Raw genomic sequence first — 16,941 nt, forward strand, 5'->3', positions numbered from 1 at the left:
TTCGCGACGGGGTGCGTCGGCGTGCGAATGGTCCCCGTGATCATGGCTCATGGGGCGACGGTACCGCCATCGGGCGCGTCAAGCCCTTGACTCGCAACGCGAGTGAGCGCGTCGCGCACTTCGGGAGGGATCTCGCGGCTGGTCCAGTCCTGCGTCGACACCACGACGTAGACGTTGCGGCCCCGGGTCGTGGTGACCTCGGTTCCGTCGGCGGCGCGGCGCACCGCCTCGAAGGCCAACGAGAAGCTCGTCCGCCCGGTCGACACGCAGCGTGCCTCGACGCGGACGTCGTCGCGCCAGCGCACGGGGGCGAGGTAGTCGAGCTCGGCGTGCACCAACTGCAGATCCAGGCCCCATTCCTCGAATCGGGCGATCGACACCCCGAGGTGGTCGAGGTAGGCCGTCGAGGTCTCGTCGAACCAGGTGAGGTAGTGGCCGTGGAACACCACGCCCTGCTGGTCGACTTCGGCGTAACGGGGGACGATCGGCAGGCAGAACGCGTCGGTCACACCGACACCCTTGCAGTCGACGCCTGCTGACAGACTCGAGGCATGCACGTGGTCACCGTCGACGACATCAGGGCCGCCGCCGAACGCATTCGTGGATCGGTCGTGCGGACGCCGCTGATCCCCGCCCCGTGGGGCGATCCGGAGCGTCCGCTCTTCCTCAAACCAGAGAACCTGCAGGCAATCGGTGCGTTCAAGGTCCGTGGCGCGTTCAACGCGATCAGCCACCTCGATCCCGCCGTCCGGGCGCGGGGTGTCGTGGCGTATTCCAGCGGCAACCACGCCCAGGCCGTGGCGTACGCGGCCGCGACGTTCGGCGTCGCCGCCTCGATCGTCATGCCGGAGGAGACGCCGACGGTCAAGGTGGACGCCACCCGCAGCCACGGCGCCGAGGTCGTGCTGTGCGCCGCCGGCCAACGCGAGAAGGTGGCCGCGGACGTCGTGGCCAGGACCGGCGGGGTGCTGATCCCGCCGTTCGACCATCCCGACGTCATCGCCGGGCAGGGCACCATCGGGCTGGAGATCGTGGAGGACCTGCCCGACGTCGCGACCGTGATCGTCCCGGTGAGCGGCGGGGGCTTGGCGTCGGGCATCGGCACCGCGGTCAAGGCGCTCGCGCCCGGTGCCCGAATGATCGGCGTCGAACCCGAACTCGCCGCCGACACGGCCGCGAGCCTTGCGGCGGGGCGCCGGGTCGACTGGTCGATCGAGGATCGCAACCGCACGATCGCCGACGGGCTCCGATCGCAGCCCTCGGAGCTGACCTTCACTCACCTTCAGCGGGTACTCGACGATCTGATCACCGTGTCCGAGAACGACATTCGGGCCGCCGTGCGAGAGATCGCGCTGCGGGCGCACCTGGTGGCCGAACCCAGCGGCGCAACGGCGTTGGCGGCCTACCGAAGCCGCGACACCCCGCCCGGTCCGACGGTGATCGTGCTGTCGGGCGGCAACGTCGAACCGGCTCTGCTCGCGGAGATCCTCGCCAGCTGACTGGTACGGCCGTACCGGACTACCAGGTCAGCACCAGTGGGGTCGACACCTCACACCGGTCGCGCATGGCGTGCGCCCACGCGTCCTGCTCCGCGGCGGCCGTCAGCACTCGGCGGCGGCCCGACCACCCGCACGAACAGCTGGCGGTCGCGTCGAACCGGCCGAGCCGACGCACGGAAGCCACGCCGGATTCCACCAGCAATTCCGGTGCCGTCATGACGCCTCCTTCGCCGAAGCTCTCGGGTTCCATCATCGCGCCGACGTGGCGTGGATTCGGCCTACGACAGGTCACAACTCGGCCAAGGCGCCGGTCGCGACGATCAGTGCACGCCCTCCATGAGTGAACTGATCCACCCGCTCAGGGCGAAGACCACCACGCCGACGGCGATGGCGACGACCCCCAGAATGCCGAAGTACGCGAATTCCCTCGCCGGGTCGTAGTACTTGGCCAGCACCCCCGACATCGACGTGCCCAGGCCCACGGAGAAGAAGTACAGCGCCATCATTTGTGCGCGAAATGCCTTGGGCGCCAGCTTGGTCGTGACCGACAGCCCGATGGGGGAGAGCATCAGCTCCGACACGGCGAAGACGGCCAGGATCGCGGCCACCAGCAGCGCGGGCACCGCCTTGCCCGTCGTCCCCGCCATGGGCAGGAACAGCAGGAACGCCACACCCATGCCGACGACGCCGTAGGCGAACTTGCGCGGGGTGGTCGGAGCCCGGTTGCCGAGCTTGGTCCACAGGGCGGCGAACACCGGCGACAGCACGATCACCCATACCGGCTCGATCGACCCGATCCAGTTCGACGGCGCCGTCCACCCGAACACCGTCCAGTTCATCCGCTCGTCGGAGTACACCGCCAGGACGGTGAAGATCTGCTGGAACAACGACCAGAACACCGCGTTGGCGACGAAGAGCGGGATGAACGCGCGAACCCGGGTGCGTTCGACGCGGTCGACCTTGGGGCTGCGCAGCATCACCACGAAGTAGACGACGGCGGCGACGACGATGACGCCGGTCGTCACCTGCGACAGGTTGTCCAGCCGCACCAGCCCGAGTGCCAGTGACGCTGCGACCACCGCCACCACGACGACCAGGGCGCCGACGTAGACCTTGATCTGGCCGTGCGGCAACGGGTTTGGCACGTCTCGGCCGTGCGTGCCCAGGTTGCGTCGAAAGACGACGTACTGGCCCAAACCCAGCGCCATCCCGACCGCCGCGGCGCCGAATCCCCAGTGGAAGCCGACGCTGGTCTGCAACAGCCCGGTGATCAAGGGCCCGACGAACGCGCCGAGGTTGATCCCCAGATAGAACAGCGTGAACCCGCCGTCCGAGCGCGGGTCGCCCTCGTCGTAGAGCGTGCCCAGCAGTGAGGACGCGTTCGCCTTGAGCGCCCCGGATCCCAACGCGACGAGCGACAGCCCGGCACCCACGCCCGTCAGCCCGGGAAGGACGGCGAGTGCGATGTGACCGAGCATGACGACGACGCCGCCGTAGAACACGGTGCGCTCCATGCCCAGTACGCGGTCGGCGATCCAGCCACCGAGCACCGTCGACAGATACACCAAACCGCCGTACGCGCCGACGATGCCCGTGGCCGTGGCCTGTGGGAGGCCGAGGCCGCCGTCGGTCACCGAGTAGTACAGGTAGTAGCCGAGGATGGTCAGCATCCCGTAGAAGGAGAAGCGCTCCCACAGTTCGACGCCGAAGAGGTTCACCAACCCGATGGGGTGGCCCATCACGGTGCGCGTCGACCTCTGATCCTCGGTCCTTCCGTCAGTCATGGGGTCACCCTGCCACGCGCGGGTGGGGGACAACGGGTAATGTCGCGCGCAATGGTCCTCCACGCTGATGCTGCCCGTGTGAGGCGGCCTCGTGGCTCCGAAGGGGAACGTGTGGACGCCGTCCTCGGTTTGTCGATGACGCCGACGTCGGTCGGTTTGGTGCTGGTCGAAGGCCAGGACGCCGACGGCGCCACGATGGATCGCGATTCCATCGCGTTCTCCGACGGTGACGTGCACTCTTCCGCGCAGGCGACCGCCGCGGTGCTGCGGACCGAGGCGATCGCCGCGACCAGGGGATTGCGCCTGCACTCCATCGGCGTGACCTGGAGCGAGGACGCCGACCTGCAGGCCTCCATGCTGATGGAGTCGCTGTCGGAGTCTGGCTTCGACAACGTCGTGGCGATTCGCATGCCCGAGGCCACCGAGGCGCTGGCTCGCGGTATCGCCGACGTGCTCGGCTACACGACCACCGCGGTCTGCGTGATCGACCCCGACTCGGTCATCTCGCTGATCGTCAACACCGACGACGGGGCGGTGCAGACCGCGTTCAACCACTCGGTCGACTCCGACGACGCCCTCATCAGCTGGTTGAGCACGGTGTTCACCCGCGCCGACTGGGCGCCCGAGGCGTTGGTCGTCGTGGGCTCCGCCGGTGATCTCGACCCCGTACTGCACCAACTCGAGGACGCTTTGTCGGTGCCGGTCTACGCACCCGAAGAGGCCAAGCTCGCCCTGGCCCGCGGCGCGGCGCTCGCCTCGGCGCAGACCACCGAGATGCCGCGTGCCGCGCTGGAGGACGCCTTCGTCGTCCAGGCCCGCGACGATCGCACCGAAAGGGACGCCCTCACCGCGCGACACGGCCGACGTCGCACGCTGGCCATCGCCGGCCCACTTGCGATGCTCGCCGTCGGCGCCGTGACCTTCGTCGTGTCGGTGTCGATCGCGATCAGCACCCAGCTCACTCCGACGCGCGCGGCGCTGCCCAGCCAGCCCGCCCCCGCCGTCCGGGCCGACATCCCGCAGGTCGCCTCGGTTCCGCCGCCCGCGGCACCCCCGCCACCGGTCGTGCTGCCGCCGGAGCCCGTCGTCGAGGCCGTGACTCCGGCCCCGTCGGAGGCGCCGCCGTCGGTCGACGACCAGGTGCCCGTGGCCGTCGTCGACGCACCCGCCGACGCGCCGTCCGTGGATCAAGCCCCCGTCGACCAGGCACCCGTCGACCAGGCACCCGTCGTCGCACCCGACGCACCCGCGCCCGTCGACCCCGCAGTCGAGACGCCCATGGTCGGCACGCCGCTGCCGCCGTCGGTCGCACCTCCGTACGTCGCGCCGGTTCCCACGAAGAAGCCTGGCATCCTGACCCGCATCAAAGAGAAGTTGACGCCCGGGCCGGGCTAGTTTGACGACCTTTCTCCCGCCGACGACGCGCGCCGCCCTGCACCTCGTCCTTCGCCTCGCGATCGTGCTGGCGGTCGCGACGGCGCTCGTCGTCGTGGAACTGACCTCGCGATCCGGGGTGGCCTGGCGGTTGATCACCTTCACCTATCAGGCCAACCTGCTGGCCGCGGCCTACTACGCGTGGACGCTGTTCTCGCGGCGCGCCGACGACCGCGCGGGCCTGCGAGGTGCCGTCGTGCTCTACGTCGTCGTGGCCGGCGTGGTGTGGAACCTGCTGTTGACCGGGCGCAGCATGGGCTACACCCCGGCCAACTTCCTGCTACACGTCGTCGTGCCGGTGCTCGCGGTCGCAGACTGGGTCCTGGTGCGGCGCGGCGCCGCCCGCTGGTGGCAGCCGTTGGCGTGGCTGGTGTATCCCGCCGCCTACTTGGGCGTGGCGCTGGTGGTCCTCAACCGGGTGGGGCGGCGCGCGCCGTATTACTTCCTCGATCCCGGCAGCGTCGGCGCGGCCGGGGTGACGGTGAACGTCGCGGTGCTCGCGGCGGGTTTCGTCGGGCTGGGCTATCTGTTACTGGCAGTGGCGCGCCCCACACCGGCTAACGTCTTGGCGCCCCCGACCGATCTATCATCGAGCTAAGCCCGACACCACCCGGAGGTTGTTCACGTGCGTATGACTCTGCGACATGCGTTGGCGGTGGCGGGAATTGCGACCCTGCTGCTCAACGGTTCCGCGGCGACCGGTCTGGCGGCCGTCCCGGCACCGGACGCCGTCGCAAACGTCTCCCCGGCGCCGGGGCAAGTCGTCGGCGTCGCCATGCCCGTCACGGTGACCTTCGCCAGCCCCGTCGCCGACCGCGCCGCGGCGGAGCGGTCCTTTCGGGTCACCTCGCCGGACGCCCCGAAGGGCACCTTCGCGTGGTTGACCGACGACGTCGTGCAGTGGACTCCGAGCAGCTACTGGCCGGCCCACACCACGGTCGCGCTGTCGGTGGGAGGGGCGAAGACCACGTTCCAGGCAGGCGCGTCGGTCGTCGGCGTCGCCGACTTGGACGCCCACACCTTCACCGTCAGCGTCGACGGTCAGGTGGCCCGCACGATGCCGGCCTCGATGGGCAAGCCCAAGCACACCACCCCGATCGGTTCGTTCACCGCCTTGGAGAAGCAGTCCCCGGTGATCATGGATTCGCGCACCATCGGCATCCCGCTCAGCGACCCCGAGGGGTACAAGCTGACCGTGTACGACGCGGTGCGGGTCACCTGGGGTGGGGTCTACGTGCACGCCGCCCCGTGGTCGGTGGCCCAGCAGGGGATCTCCAACGTCAGCCACGGCTGCATCAACCTCAGCCCCGACAACGCGGCCTGGTACTACGACCAGGTCAGCATCGGAGACCCGATCATCGTCCAGGCGTAGCCGAGTGGAGGTTCTTCGCCGTCGGCGATGACGGGACCTCAGCCGGGTCCGGGTAGGTGCCGAACATGCGGTCGGCGGTGCCCGCGCTGGTCACGGTGAACCAGTAGTGCTCGTTCTTGTAGTGGTGCTGCCGGTGATTGCGCCAGATCGCCCGGTAGAACCGCGTCTTGGGCTTTATGGTCAGAGGTCAAGTGGTAAGACCAGTCCTCTCTGTGGTCCTCAGCGTGCTGCGGCGGACCCCGTGTAGTCGACCTGCCAGTGCTTGATCCCGTTGAGCCATCCCGACCGCAACCGCTCCGGTGGGGACAGCGGCGTAATGTCCGGCATCGCGTCGGCAATGGCGTTGAACATCAGGTCGATGGTCATCCTGGCCAGGTTCGTCCCGATGCAGTAGTGCGCCCCGGTGCCGCCGAAGCCGACGTGGGGGTTGGGGTCACGGAGGATGTCGAAGGTGAACGGGTCGTCGAAGACGTCCTCGTCGAAGTTGGCCGAGCGGTACATCATCACGACCCGCTGCCCCTTCTTGATGGGCACGCCGGCGAGCACGGTGTCCTGCAGCGCGGTGCGTTGGAACGACGTCACCGGGGTGGCCCACCGGACGATCTCGTCGGCGGTGGTCGCCGGACGTTCCCGCTTGAACAGCTCCCACTGGTCGGGGAACTCGGTGAAGGCCATCATGCCCTGGGTGATCGAGTTGCGGGTGGTCTCGTTGCCCGCGACGGCCAGCAGGATGACGAAGAAGCCCAGTTCGTCGTCGGAGAGCTTGTGTCCCTCGACGTCGGCCTGGACCAGTTTGGTGACCAGGTCTTCACCCGGCTGGTCGGCCCGCTCGGCCGCGAGTTGCATGCCGTAGGTGATCAATTCGACCGACGCGCTGATCGCGTCGTTGCCTGCGAACTCCGGATCCATGTCACCGACCATCTGATTCGACCAGTGGAACAGCTTCATCCGGTCTTCCTGTGGCACGCCCATCAGCCCGGCGATCGCCTGCAGCGGCAGCTCGCACGACACCTGCTCGACGAAGTCGCCGGTGCCTTCGCTCAGCGCTTTGGCCGCGATGTCCCGCGCGCGCTCGGCGAGCTCCCCGCGCAAGCGCTCGACGGCCCGCGGCGTGAAGGCGCGCGAAACGATCTTGCGAAGGTGGGTGTGGTGCGGGGCGTCCATGTTGAGCAGGACGAAGCGGCCGGTCTCGATTTGCGCGCCCACGGTGCCGTCGGCGTACCGGGGCAGGGCCGTCTTCTCCAGGCTCGAGAAGACGTCACTGCGCCGCGACACTTCCTTGACGTCCGCGAGCTTGGAGACGACCCAGAAGCCGCCGTCGCCGAACCCGCCGACGTCGTCGGGTTGAGCGTTCCACCAGATCGGGGCGACCCGGCGCATCTCCGCGAGTTCGTCGACGGGGAGGCGTTCGGCGTAGACGTCGGGGTCGGTGAAGTCGAATCCCGGAGGCAGATGTGGGTTCGTCTTAGCGTTCGGCATGGTGTGGAGGCTCCTCACGATGACGCGGTCTAGCGGTATGAGGCATTGCTACACCACAGATGAGGGGCGTCGCGGCGGCTTGTCGAAAGTCGCGACTAGAACGTGTTACCGCTGATCATTAGACCTTCGTTAATCAATCGCTCAGGGATTGCCCTGTAACGCGAAGGGGTCGATTGTGGATGCACCCATTGGCAACATCAGTCCCTGAGGCCACAGGGGAAGGGGTCATGCACATGCAGGCATCGAAGAACGCCGTCGCGGCGAGCGCCGTCTCGGGATTGTTCCTCGCGGTGATGGCCACGGCGTGGCCCGCCGCGGCGGATCCGGTGAATCCCGGTACGCCGCCGCCGCCCGCTCCGGCAGTGGTGCTTCCACCCGCACCGGGACCCGCACCCGGACCGGACGCGATCGTGCAAGCCGCGGCTCCCGCGGATCCCGCCGCCCTACCGGCCGCCGCGCCTGGTGACCCCGCCGCCGCGCCGGTGGCCGCGCCGCCGAACGGCATACCGCACCTCGCCAGCCCCGACGCGCTGCCGCCGGGCTCGACGCTCGATCCCCAGGGGCAGGATTCGCCGAACGTCAGCTACCTCAAGGACCTGTGGCAGGCCGTCCAGAATCACGAGATCAGCGGCAAGGAGGCGCTCATCATGGGCCTCGCCCAGCGGGGGATGAACACGCCGATCCCCGCTCAGGCGCCAGGCCCGAACGTTCCGATCACACCGGGTGACCCGGCCCCCGCCCCGCCGCCGCCCGCACCCGCCGCGGACCCAGCCCCGCCGACGCCGTAGCCGCGTCCGGGTCTTACTGCCACACCCGGACGTAGTCGACGAGCATGTCCGCGGGGTAGGTGCCGCCCGACGGGTCCCCGCCACCGGACCCGGCGACGGCCAGGTTCACGATCGGGAACAGCGTGTAGCCAGGAGTGTTGAACGGCCAGTCCGGCAGCGCGCTGGCGGGCACGTCGAAGTACGGCTGCGCGCCGTCGACGTAGTCCTTCCAGAAGCGGATGCCGTTGGCGTCCCACTGGGTGCGCCAGGTGTGCCATGCGCTGTCGACCGCGATGGTCTGGCTCGAGTGCTCGCCACCGTTGAGCTTGGCGTGCACGGTGGTTCCGGGCGCCCAGCTCCCGTTGCCGTACCACTCCATGATGTCGACCTCGCCGCCGTTGACGGGGTTGTTGTTGGCCAGATACCAGGCCGGCCACGCACCGGGGGTGAGGCAGTTCAGCTTGATCCGCGCCTCCCAGGTGGTGCCGATCGGACCGCGGTACTTGCCGAACAACTTGCCGCTGTAGAACGTGTTGCCGTCCTTGGCCGCGTGGAAGACGAGGTTGGACTTGCCGTCGAGGTACACGTTGCGGCGGTCGTCCCGGTACTGCCCGACATTGCCCGGCAGCTCCCAGAACGTCGGGTCCTCCATCGACTCGCGCTCGGTGGCCGTCTCCCACTTGAAGGGGTCCGGCGCCGAACCGGCCGGACCGTCGAATTCGTCGCGGAACAGGTACTTGACCGCCGGGGGAGCCGCATGTGCGGTGGCTCCGGGTAGGGCGACCGCGGCGCCGAGCACGCCGATCCCCGTCATCAGCATCCGGCGTCGATCCATTTCGGGCATGCCGACCATGTAAGTCGCTCCGTCGCGCCGGGTGCAAGTCAGCCCGCGGTGGGTACTGCCTCGACCCGTGCCGGCACGTGCTTGTGCCACGGCGTGCCCGCGTAGGCGTCCCGCCAGTCGGTCGAGGTCAGGGCGTTGGGAGCGACGCCTGGTGTGGTCGAGGACCCGTCGGCCTCCCGGTAGTCGACGCCGTAGCCGTTGGGCAGGGACACGTGGCCGGCCAGCATGGTGTCGGTGATCTCGACGGTCGCCTCCGCGCTACCCGCCGCCGTGGTCACCCTGGCCCGGCCACCCGCGGCGAGCCCGATCGCGGTGGCGTCCTGCGGGCTTATCCGCAGCGCACCCTCGACGTCGCGAGTGCGCCAGCGCGGGTCACGCAAGATGTCGTTGGCGGTGAATGCTCGGCGTTCTCCGGCCGAGAGCACCATCGGAAACTCCGGGGAGGTCAGCGCCGCCGGTGCCGACCGCAACGCGCGCACGTCGTCCAGCAGCTCGGGGATCGCCAGGGCGATCCTGCGGTCGGGATGGGTGATCAACGCGAAGTCGTCGGCGTACTCGTGCACCGTGAACGTCACGCCCGACGGCTCGGTCAGGATCGCCTCGAACAGTGCGTTGCCGTCGGCGTGCCCGGCCCGCCGGACCGCCTCGGGGTAGGTCATCGCGGCCTTCTGGGCCAACCCCCACAGCGCGGCCGCGCCGGCCAATCCGTCGGGCAGCACCGGACCCAACGTCTCGTACAAGACGTACGGCAGCACCCGGCCGAGACCGGGGTTGGCCCCGACGGCGGTCAAGAACGCCCCAGCGTAGGCGTCCAACCCGTCGGCGGCCGCCCGACGCAACGGATCCAGCTCGGCGTCGTCGACCACGCCGAGGGCGCGGACCAACCGCGCCCAGATCTCCGGTTCGGCCAACGTGCCCGCCAGCGGTTCGAGCACGGGGTGACGAAGGTGAAAGGTGTTGTGCGGGAACTCCAGATTGAAGAACGTCGCCTCGGGCTTCTCGAACTGACTCGACGCGGGCAGCACGTAATGGGCGAGTCGGGCGGTCTCGGTCATGGCGACGTCGACGACGACGAGCAACTCCAGCGAGCGCAGCGCCTCGACCACCGCCGCGGAATCGGCCACCGAATGCGCCGGGTTGCTGCTCTCGACGATCATGGCGCGGATGCGGTCGGGATGATCGGTCAGGATCTCTTGCGGCACGACGTTGCTGGGCACCAGGCCGGCGATGATCGGGGCGCCGGTGACGGGCGTGCGCCCGACGCCCGAGCTGGCGAACAGTGGTGCGAACGACGAATGCAGATGCTGCGCACCGCGTTTGGCGAAGTTGCCGGTGAGGATCCACAGCATCTTGTTGAGGTAGGAGCTCAGCGTGCTGTTCGGCGCTTGTTGGATGCCGAGGTCCTCGAACACCGAAACGCTCGTCGCAGAGGCGATTCGGCGAGCTGCGGCACGCAGCAGTTCTTCGTCCACGCCACATCGCCGGGCGTAGTCGCCGACCGGAACGTCGGCGAGCACCTCGCGTACGGCGTCGGCCCCGGTGACGTGTTCGGCGATGAACGCCTCGTCGCAGAGCCCTTCTTGCACCAGTACAGCGGCCAGCGCCGCCAGGCACCAGGCGTCGGTGCCCGGTCGCACGCGCAGATGGAAGTCGGCCAGCTTGGCGGTGTCGGTGACCACCGGATCGATCACGATCATCGAGCGGGCGGGGTCCTTCGCGATCTCGTTGAGCACCACCCGGGCTCGCGGAAAGCTCTGCGACATCCACGGGTTCTTGCCGACGAACACCGACACCTCGGCGTGCTCGAACTCGCCACGGGTATGCCCGCCGTAGAGCTGCGCGTCGACCCAGTGCTCACCGGTCTTCTCCTGCGCCAACGCATTCGAGCGGTAACGGGACCCGATCGCCTTGAGGAACGCGCCGCTGTAAGCCCCGCCGAGATGGTTGCCCTGCCCGCCGCCACCGTAGTAGAAGACCTTGTCACCACCGTGCTCGTCGCGGACGGCCGCGAAGGCCGCGGCGATCTCGTCGACCGCGGTGTCCCAGTCGATTTCCTCGTAGCTGCCGTCGGGCCGACGGCGCAGCGGGGACGTCAGCCGGTTGCCGCTGTTCTGGTAGTGGTCCAGCCGCAGCGCCTTGTTGCAGGTGTACCCCCGTGACGCCGGGTGCTCCTTGTCGCCGCGGATCTTTACCAGGGTGCGGTCCTGCACCTGAACCACCACCCCGCAGTTGCACTCGCAGAGGATGCAGGCGGTCGGTTGCCAGTCAGCGGTCATCGCGGGTACTCCCCATCTCGGCGTGCAACAGCGCCGCCAGTTGGCGGTGCGTGGAGTCCAGTGGCGCGAGGTCGCGCGTCGCCCGGGCGACCACGACGGCGCCCTCGATGGCGGAGGTGAGGAACAGCGTCAGTTCGCGGGCGCGAGCCTCGGCGAGGCCGTCGGCGACGAGGCGTTCGGCGATCAGGTCGTGCCATCGCGTGAACGCTGCGCCGGCACGGTCCAGCACCGGGCCGTTGTCGGCCTCGACGGCCACCGCCGCCACGGGGCAGCCGGCGCGGAAGTCCGACTCCAGCAGCGCGTCGCGGAATCTGCCCACCACGCCGTCGAGCAATTCGAATCCGGTCGTGGCGCCGGCCATCTGGGTGGCCACGTGCTCGGCCGCGAAGTCGACGGCCTCACCGAGCAGCTGGGTGCGGCCCCCCGGAAAGTGGTGGTAGGCCGATCCGCGGGGCGCGCCGCTGTGCTCGAGCACGTCGGAGATGGCGGTCGAGTGCGCACCACGCTCCCGGATCAGCAGGGCCGTCGAGATGATCATGCGTTCGCGGGGACTCGCCATTATGTAGAGCATCATACATAGCGCGACCCGTGTCGAGAATGCACTCAGGGCTGCGATTCACGATGAATCGCAGCCCTGGGCGCAGTGTCGCCGTGGGTTTACACGCTCGCCGCCTCGTTCAGCGCGTTCAGCGCGCCGGTGGCCTCGAGGTATTCCTGCACCCAGCGCTCGATGACCGCGGAAGTCTTCTCCACCTTGGAGAACTGACCCACCACTTGGCCGACCGGGTTGAACGCGACGTCGACGGATTCGTTGGGGTACTTGTTGGTGGCAGCCACCGCCAGCCCGGACACCATGAATTGCAACGGCATTCCCAGCGGCTTGGGGTTTTCGGGGTTCTCCCACGCCTCGGTCCAGTCGTTCTTCAGCATGCGGGCGGGCTTGCCCGTGAACGAGCGGCTACGGACCGTGTCGCGGCTGCCCGCCTTGACGTAGGCCGCCTGCTGCACCGGGGTGTTCTCGGCCTCCTCCACCATCAGCCACTGAGAGCCGGTCCAGGCGCCTTGCGCGCCGAGGGCCAACGCCGCCGCGATCTGCTGGCCGCTGCCGATGCCGCCGGCGGCCAGCACCGGTACCGGGGCCACCTCCTTGACCACCTGGGGCCACAGCACGATCGAGCCGATCTCACCGCTGTGCCCGCCCGCCTCGCCGCCCTGGGCGATGATCACGTCGACCCCCGCGTCGGCGTGCTTGCGCGCCTGGCTCGGCGATCCGCAGAGCGCGGCCACGGTGCGGCCCTCGGCGTGGATGTGGTCGATCATGTCCTTCGGCGGGGTACCGAGGGCATTGGCGATCAGCGTCATCTTCGGGTGCCTCAGCGCCACCTCGACCTGCGGTGTCGCGGTCGCCTCGGTCCAGCCGAGGAGCTGCAGCGTGCTCTCGTTGTCCTCGGCGGTCAGCGGTACGCCGTGGTCGGTGAGGATCTTCTTGGCGAAGTCGAGGTGCTCCTGGGGCACCATGTCGACCAGCATCTTGGCCAGCTCGTCGGCCGACAAGTTGGAGTCCATGCCCTCGTACTTGTTGGGGATGACGATGTCGACGCCGTAGGTGTGGTCGCCGATGTGTTCGTCGATCCAGTTCAGCTCCACCTCGAGCTGTTCGGGGCTGAAACCCACCGCGCCGAGCACGCCGAAGCCGCCGGCCTTGCTGACCGCGACGACGACGTCGCGGCAGTGGGTGAACGCGAAGATCGGGAACTCGATCCCGAGACGATCGCAAAGGGGAGTGTGCATGGGAGTCGCTCCTCGAGGTGGCGGGCAGTGTCACGGCACGAACTGAAACGTGTTCTAGTTTAGTACGTCGCCGCGAATCCCGCGGCCACCGGGCGGCCCGCCGTACGATGAGCCCACTCGAACGCCGGAGTTCTCCGATCGCGAGGCACGCCGTGACGCACTGGCTCCACCACTCCCTGGTGCTGGCCTCCGACCACCGTGCGACCCACCCCGAACGCGTCGGCCCGCTGTTGCGCCGACGACAGGCCGCGCTCGCCGAGATCGGGGCCCATCACGTCCTCGTGTACACCTCGATCACCGACCCCGAGCGCGTCTTGGTCGTGATCGCCGTGCACGCCCGCGAACCCCTGCTCGACATCCTGCACTCGCGGGCCGTCTTCGAGTGGTTCGACGCCGTTGGCGTGGACGACATCCCCGCGGTGTTCGCCGGTGAGCTGGTCGAGGCGCTCACCGTCGACCCCGCGGACCCGGTGACCGTCCCCGAGGTCGTGGTGTCGATGGTGACGCCGGTCGACGACCTGGCGGGACTGCGCGAGCACGTCCTGGCCAGCGGTGCGGATCTGCGCGCGGCCGGTGTGCGCAGGCTGTCGGCCTTCAGCGCCTTCGACGATCCGCTCGAGGTGATGCTCCTGCTGCAGATCCACGACGAGGCGCACGCGCACCACTGGTTGCGCTACTCCGACCTGGCCGCCGAGTGGCTGACCAAGGCCGGCGTCGGCGCCTACCCGCCGGTGTTCGTCGGACGCCTCCACAGCCTGGTCCGCGTCGACCCGCGACGCCGCTGATCGTCCCCGACGCGCAGGACGGGCCACCCCTGGCGAAGCGCCTCGGCGGCCAAGCCGGACCGCGGGTTGACCGGGCGGGGATGACCGATCACCCGCATGAGGGCGACGTCCTCGTCGCCGTCTGCGTAGAAGTAACTGCTCGACACGTCGACGCCGCACCCGTCGGCGAACCGCGTCACCGCCGCGGCCTTGTTGGGGCCCCAGACGATCGGCGTGACGACGCCGCCGGTCAACCGGCCGTCGTCGTCGACCTCGAAGTGGTTGCAGATGACGGTGTCGATGCCCAGGAAGCGCGCGACCGGATCGGCGTGAATCGCCAACGCCGAGGAACTCAACACCACGGTGTGACCGCGGTCTTGGTGGGCGCGAACCACGGCCTGCATCTGGGTGAAGATTCGACGCTCGATGTGGCGGCGGAACAGGTACTCGCCCAGCTCGTCGAGTTCGGCGATCGAATCGCCGCGAAGATAACCCGCCGCGCGGACGACGAGTCGCTCGAACTCCATCCGACCCAGCCGGTACCGCACCGAGGCCTCCAAGACGCCGAGCACCTCGCCGAGGCTGGCCTGGCGGGCGTGGACGCGATGCCCTGCGTGCGCCGTCGCCGTGAACCCCGAGACCAGCGTGCCGTCCAGGTCGAAGAACGCGCCGACCCGACGGGTGGGCGGCGCGGTGGCGATGTCGTCGAGCAGCAGCGCGACGGCCGAATCGGAGTTCATTGCACCCCAGGTATACATGCCGATGGTGACCGCCGGATGTGGGTGGCACCCGGGCGCGACGGGGCGAACCACCGGCTGATGGGGACTATGGAGCAACGATCGGATAAGTTCAAGGTCGGCGGTTTCGAATTCGCGCCGGGTTCAGCCGGAGCCCCAGCGGACGAGAATCACGGCGCCGCGTCGCTGCAGTGTCGCGGTTGAACATGGAAGACGGGTTTTGAACGAACAACGGGAATCGACCGATGGCAGCTCGACGGCATCCGGCTCGACCTGCGAAGTCAACGAGCGGTTGATCGGTCAGGTTGCTGTCGTGTCCACCTCGGGCGTCGTCGACATGATCACGGCGCCGCAGCTCGAGGACGCCATCACCGCAGCGCTGGCCAAGTCGCCAGCAGGCCTCGTCGTGGACTTGACCGAGGTCGAGTTCCTGGCGTCGGCGGGCATGGGCGTGCTGGTCGCCGCCCACGACGCCGCGCCCGAGGGCGTCGCCATCCTGATCGTCGCCGACGGGCCCGCCACGAGCCGCCCGCTCAAGCTGGTCGGCATCGCCGACATCATGCCGCTGCACGCCACCCTGGACGAGGCGCTCGCCACCTTCACGGCCTAACCGCGCATAGACGGTCGATCGACTGGGTACCAGGACCCTTGCGATGATCGACTCAATGAGCAAGACAGTCACCAGCGCAGAACGCTTCGAGCGAGTGGGCGTTCCTGCGCAAGCGAACGCGGCCACCACGACCCGCGACGACTTCGCTCGGTGGTTGAAGGCCACCTTCGACCTCGATCCCGCCAAGGCCAACGACTTGGTGTTGGCGATCTACGAGGCGCTGGCCAACGTCGCCGAGTACGCCTACCTCTCGACCCCCTACGCCGGCACCATGGACCTCAGCGCCGCCCACGACGCTCGCGAAGCCGCGCTGTCGGTCACCGTCGCCGACCGAGGCAGATGGCGTACTGCGCCCTCGCATCCCGCGGACCGCAGCCGGGGCCGGGGCATCGCGTTGATGAAGGCCCTGTCGGACCGGGCGTCGATCCAGACCTCCACCACGGGCACCACGGTGCGGCTGGTGTGGACGGAAATCCACCGGCGCTGAGGTCGTCACCCCAGGGCGACGACGCCCCTGCCCGTCGGCAACGGCAGATCCAAGGTCGTGCGGATGCCTGGGGGCGCGGCGATGACGTCGGGGATGGAATTCACGATCCGAGCCGCAGCCGCCAGAATGGCCGCGTACGGCGCACCGCCGTGCTCGCTGGTGGGCACGATGTCGGCGAAGTACGACGGTTCTCCGGTGATCTCCACGCGGTAGGAACCGCCGGGGTGTGCGGGCTGGGCCCAATCCGGGCGGAGGTCGGCCCGCAGCCGCGTGACGTGCTCGACCACGATGACGGGTTTGCCGCCCACCATGCCCTCGATCTGGAAGCGCAGTGCCGCGACCGTGCCCTTGCCGATGCGCCCGGCGGCGACCTCCAGATCCTCTGGCGCCGGTTCCTGCTCGACCGAATCCCTGATCTCGTCCACCTCGACGCCCAGGCCCGCGGCGAGCTGACGGATCGCGGTGCCCCAGGCGATGCTCAACACACCGGGCTGGAACAGCATCGGGAACTCGCCGATCGGGTTGCCGAAGCCCATCACGTCGAACATCACGGTGACGCCGTCGTAGGTGGAGTAGTCGGCGATCTCCATGGTGCGGACCTGCTGGATGCTCTGGCACGTGCTCGCGAGGGTCAACGGCAGTAGGTCGGTGGCGAAGCCCGGGTCGACGCCGGTGATGAAGACACTCGAATTGCCTTGCTGGGCAGCCTCTTCGACACGTTCGATGAACTTGTCCGGCACCACCTGCCACGGATACTGCAACACCCCGGGTGCCGACCCCACCACGTCGACGCCCGCCGCCAGGAACAGCCGGACTTCGGCCATCGCCTCCTTGAGGCGGACGTCGCCCATCGCGCAGTAGACGACGCAGTCCGGCTCGCCGGCCACGATCGCGTCGAGGTCGGAGACGGCCCGAATTCCCGTCGTCTCGTCGAGCCCGGCGAGCTCGCTCGCGTCCCTGCCAACCTTGGCCGACGAGGACACCCACACGCCGGTCAGCACGAAGCGCGGATCGGTGATCACCTGGCGCAGCGCGAGGCTGCCGCAGTTGCCGGTGCCGATGACTGCGACGCGAATCGCCATGTGTCCTCCTTCGAA

At 68.9% G+C, this 16,941-nt stretch carries 18 protein-coding genes and 1 pseudogene; 8 read left to right on the forward strand and 11 right to left on the reverse strand.

Going from position 1 to position 16,941, the window contains the following annotated elements; translation table 11 throughout:
• Positions 1 to 47: 47 nt before the first annotated feature.
• Positions 48 to 557: an acyl-CoA thioesterase gene (locus H7K45_RS06590; protein ID WP_263994976.1), complete on the reverse strand. Its 510-nt coding sequence runs from the start codon at positions 555 to 557 to the stop codon at positions 48 to 50.
• Here H7K45_RS06590 and H7K45_RS06595 point away from each other — a divergent pair.
• Entirely contained in the window at positions 552 to 1,499 is a 948-nt protein-coding gene (locus tag H7K45_RS06595; protein WP_263994977.1) for a threonine ammonia-lyase, read from the forward strand. The two genes, H7K45_RS06590 and H7K45_RS06595, sit on opposite strands and share 6 nt — an antisense overlap.
• A gap of 19 nt (positions 1,500 to 1,518) precedes the next feature.
• Here the strand turns inward: H7K45_RS06595 and H7K45_RS06600 are convergent, their stop codons facing one another.
• Together H7K45_RS06600 and H7K45_RS06605 are read right to left on the reverse strand one after the other, a co-directional pair.
• Positions 1,519 to 1,716 carry a hypothetical protein gene (locus H7K45_RS06600; RefSeq protein ID WP_263994978.1) on the reverse strand — a complete coding sequence of 66 codons (198 nt, stop codon included), beginning with the start codon at positions 1,714 to 1,716 and terminating at the stop codon, positions 1,519 to 1,521.
• A 103-nt stretch (positions 1,717 to 1,819) separates the two neighbouring features.
• Positions 1,820 to 3,283 (reverse strand): peptide MFS transporter, encoded by a 1,464-nt coding sequence (locus H7K45_RS06605; RefSeq protein ID WP_263994979.1) that lies wholly within the window; start codon positions 3,281 to 3,283, stop codon positions 1,820 to 1,822.
• A 111-nt stretch (positions 3,284 to 3,394) separates the two neighbouring features.
• Between H7K45_RS06605 and H7K45_RS06610 the strand changes: the two genes are divergently transcribed.
• From H7K45_RS06610 to H7K45_RS06620, 3 genes are read left to right on the forward strand one after another with little or no spacing between them, the layout of a single operon-like run.
• On the forward strand, positions 3,395 to 4,678 hold the full coding sequence (locus H7K45_RS06610; protein WP_263994980.1) for a DUF7159 family protein: 1,284 nt from the start codon (positions 3,395 to 3,397) through the stop codon (positions 4,676 to 4,678).
• A 1-nt stretch (position 4,679) separates the two neighbouring features.
• Positions 4,680 to 5,315 carry a Pr6Pr family membrane protein gene (locus tag H7K45_RS06615; RefSeq protein ID WP_263994981.1) on the forward strand — a complete coding sequence of 212 codons (636 nt, stop codon included), beginning with the start codon at positions 4,680 to 4,682 and terminating at the stop codon, positions 5,313 to 5,315.
• 33 nt (positions 5,316 to 5,348) lie between these two features.
• The gene (locus tag H7K45_RS06620; RefSeq protein WP_263994982.1) at positions 5,349 to 6,089 is read left to right on the forward strand and encodes a L,D-transpeptidase; all 741 of its coding nucleotides are present in this window, start codon (positions 5,349 to 5,351) and stop codon (positions 6,087 to 6,089) included.
• Here H7K45_RS06620 and H7K45_RS06625 read toward each other — a convergent pair.
• Positions 6,073 to 6,264: pseudogene (locus tag H7K45_RS06625) on the reverse strand (sterol desaturase family protein); the annotation flags it as partial. The gene H7K45_RS06620 and the pseudogene H7K45_RS06625 overlap by 17 nt on opposite strands.
• 44 nt (positions 6,265 to 6,308) lie before the next feature.
• On the reverse strand, positions 6,309 to 7,568 hold the full coding sequence (locus H7K45_RS06630; RefSeq protein ID WP_263994983.1) for a cytochrome P450: 1,260 nt from the start codon (positions 7,566 to 7,568) through the stop codon (positions 6,309 to 6,311).
• Positions 7,569 to 7,801: 233 nt separating this feature from the next.
• Between H7K45_RS06630 and H7K45_RS06635 the strand changes: the two genes are divergently transcribed.
• Entirely contained in the window at positions 7,802 to 8,356 is a 555-nt protein-coding gene (locus H7K45_RS06635) for a hypothetical protein (protein ID WP_263994984.1), read from the forward strand.
• Between the two features lie 13 nt (positions 8,357 to 8,369).
• Here the strand turns inward: H7K45_RS06635 and H7K45_RS06640 are convergent, their stop codons facing one another.
• The 4 genes from H7K45_RS06640 to H7K45_RS06655 form a co-directional block, all read right to left on the reverse strand.
• Entirely contained in the window at positions 8,370 to 9,179 is an 810-nt protein-coding gene (locus tag H7K45_RS06640; protein ID WP_263994985.1) for a glycoside hydrolase family 16 protein, read from the reverse strand.
• Between the two features lie 38 nt (positions 9,180 to 9,217).
• Positions 9,218 to 11,455 carry a molybdopterin-dependent oxidoreductase gene (locus tag H7K45_RS06645; protein WP_263994986.1) on the reverse strand — a complete coding sequence of 746 codons (2,238 nt, stop codon included), beginning with the start codon at positions 11,453 to 11,455 and terminating at the stop codon, positions 9,218 to 9,220.
• On the reverse strand, positions 11,445 to 12,014 hold the full coding sequence (locus H7K45_RS06650) for a TetR/AcrR family transcriptional regulator (protein ID WP_263994987.1): 570 nt from the start codon (positions 12,012 to 12,014) through the stop codon (positions 11,445 to 11,447). The genes H7K45_RS06645 and H7K45_RS06650 overlap by 11 nt, the downstream gene beginning before the upstream one ends.
• A gap of 98 nt (positions 12,015 to 12,112) precedes the next feature.
• A complete protein-coding gene (locus H7K45_RS06655; RefSeq protein WP_263994988.1) occupies positions 12,113 to 13,246 on the reverse strand; it encodes a nitronate monooxygenase in 1,134 nt (377 codons plus the stop codon).
• Positions 13,247 to 13,398: 152 nt separating this feature from the next.
• Here H7K45_RS06655 and H7K45_RS06660 point away from each other — a divergent pair, with 152 nt between their 5' ends.
• Positions 13,399 to 14,031: a fatty-acid--CoA ligase gene (locus H7K45_RS06660; RefSeq protein ID WP_263994989.1), complete on the forward strand. Its 633-nt coding sequence runs from the start codon at positions 13,399 to 13,401 to the stop codon at positions 14,029 to 14,031.
• Here the strand turns inward: H7K45_RS06660 and H7K45_RS06665 are convergent.
• On the reverse strand, positions 13,968 to 14,750 hold the full coding sequence (locus H7K45_RS06665) for an HAD family hydrolase (RefSeq protein WP_263994990.1): 783 nt from the start codon (positions 14,748 to 14,750) through the stop codon (positions 13,968 to 13,970). The genes H7K45_RS06660 and H7K45_RS06665 overlap by 64 nt on opposite strands.
• A 289-nt stretch (positions 14,751 to 15,039) precedes the next feature.
• On the opposite strand from H7K45_RS06665, the gene H7K45_RS06670 reads away from it, so the two are divergent.
• Complete coding sequence (locus H7K45_RS06670) at positions 15,040 to 15,357, forward strand: STAS domain-containing protein (protein ID WP_308206386.1); 318 nt, start codon at positions 15,040 to 15,042, stop codon at positions 15,355 to 15,357.
• A gap of 55 nt (positions 15,358 to 15,412) precedes the next feature.
• The gene (locus tag H7K45_RS06675; RefSeq protein ID WP_263994992.1) at positions 15,413 to 15,844 is read left to right on the forward strand and encodes an ATP-binding protein; all 432 of its coding nucleotides are present in this window, start codon (positions 15,413 to 15,415) and stop codon (positions 15,842 to 15,844) included.
• A 5-nt stretch (positions 15,845 to 15,849) separates the two neighbouring features.
• Here H7K45_RS06675 and H7K45_RS06680 read toward each other — a convergent pair whose 3' ends face one another.
• Positions 15,850 to 16,926, reverse strand: coding sequence for an NAD(P)H-dependent amine dehydrogenase family protein (locus tag H7K45_RS06680; protein ID WP_263994993.1), 1,077 nt, complete (start codon positions 16,924 to 16,926; stop codon positions 15,850 to 15,852).
• Positions 16,927 to 16,941 lie beyond the last annotated feature (15 nt).

Origin of the sequence: Mycobacterium yunnanensis (genome assembly GCF_025823185.1) — a bacterium.
Classification (GTDB): Bacteria; Actinomycetota; Actinomycetes; order Mycobacteriales; family Mycobacteriaceae; genus Mycobacterium; species Mycobacterium yunnanensis.

Coding starts and splice junctions, on each gene's coding strand:
- H7K45_RS06600 (WP_263994978.1), bottom strand. CDS start 1,716: ATGACGGCACCGGAATTGCTGGTGGAATCCGGCGTGGCTTCCGTGCGT.
- H7K45_RS06650 (WP_263994987.1), bottom strand. CDS start 12,014: ATGGCGAGTCCCCGCGAACGCATGATCATCTCGACGGCCCTGCTGATC.
- H7K45_RS06605 (WP_263994979.1), bottom strand. CDS start 3,283: ATGACTGACGGAAGGACCGAGGATCAGAGGTCGACGCGCACCGTGATG.
- H7K45_RS06640 (WP_263994985.1), bottom strand. CDS start 9,179: ATGCCCGAAATGGATCGACGCCGGATGCTGATGACGGGGATCGGCGTG.
- H7K45_RS06665 (WP_263994990.1), bottom strand. CDS start 14,750: ATGAACTCCGATTCGGCCGTCGCGCTGCTGCTCGACGACATCGCCACC.
- H7K45_RS06630 (WP_263994983.1), bottom strand. CDS start 7,568: ATGCCGAACGCTAAGACGAACCCACATCTGCCTCCGGGATTCGACTTC.
- H7K45_RS06655 (WP_263994988.1), bottom strand. CDS start 13,246: ATGCACACTCCCCTTTGCGATCGTCTCGGGATCGAGTTCCCGATCTTC.
- H7K45_RS06680 (WP_263994993.1), bottom strand. CDS start 16,926: ATGGCGATTCGCGTCGCAGTCATCGGCACCGGCAACTGCGGCAGCCTC.
- H7K45_RS06595 (WP_263994977.1), top strand. CDS start 552: ATGCACGTGGTCACCGTCGACGACATCAGGGCCGCCGCCGAACGCATT.
- H7K45_RS06645 (WP_263994986.1), bottom strand. CDS start 11,455: ATGACCGCTGACTGGCAACCGACCGCCTGCATCCTCTGCGAGTGCAAC.
- H7K45_RS06635 (WP_263994984.1), top strand. CDS start 7,802: ATGCAGGCATCGAAGAACGCCGTCGCGGCGAGCGCCGTCTCGGGATTG.
- H7K45_RS06675 (WP_263994992.1), top strand. CDS start 15,413: ATGAGCAAGACAGTCACCAGCGCAGAACGCTTCGAGCGAGTGGGCGTT.
- H7K45_RS06620 (WP_263994982.1), top strand. CDS start 5,349: ATGACTCTGCGACATGCGTTGGCGGTGGCGGGAATTGCGACCCTGCTG.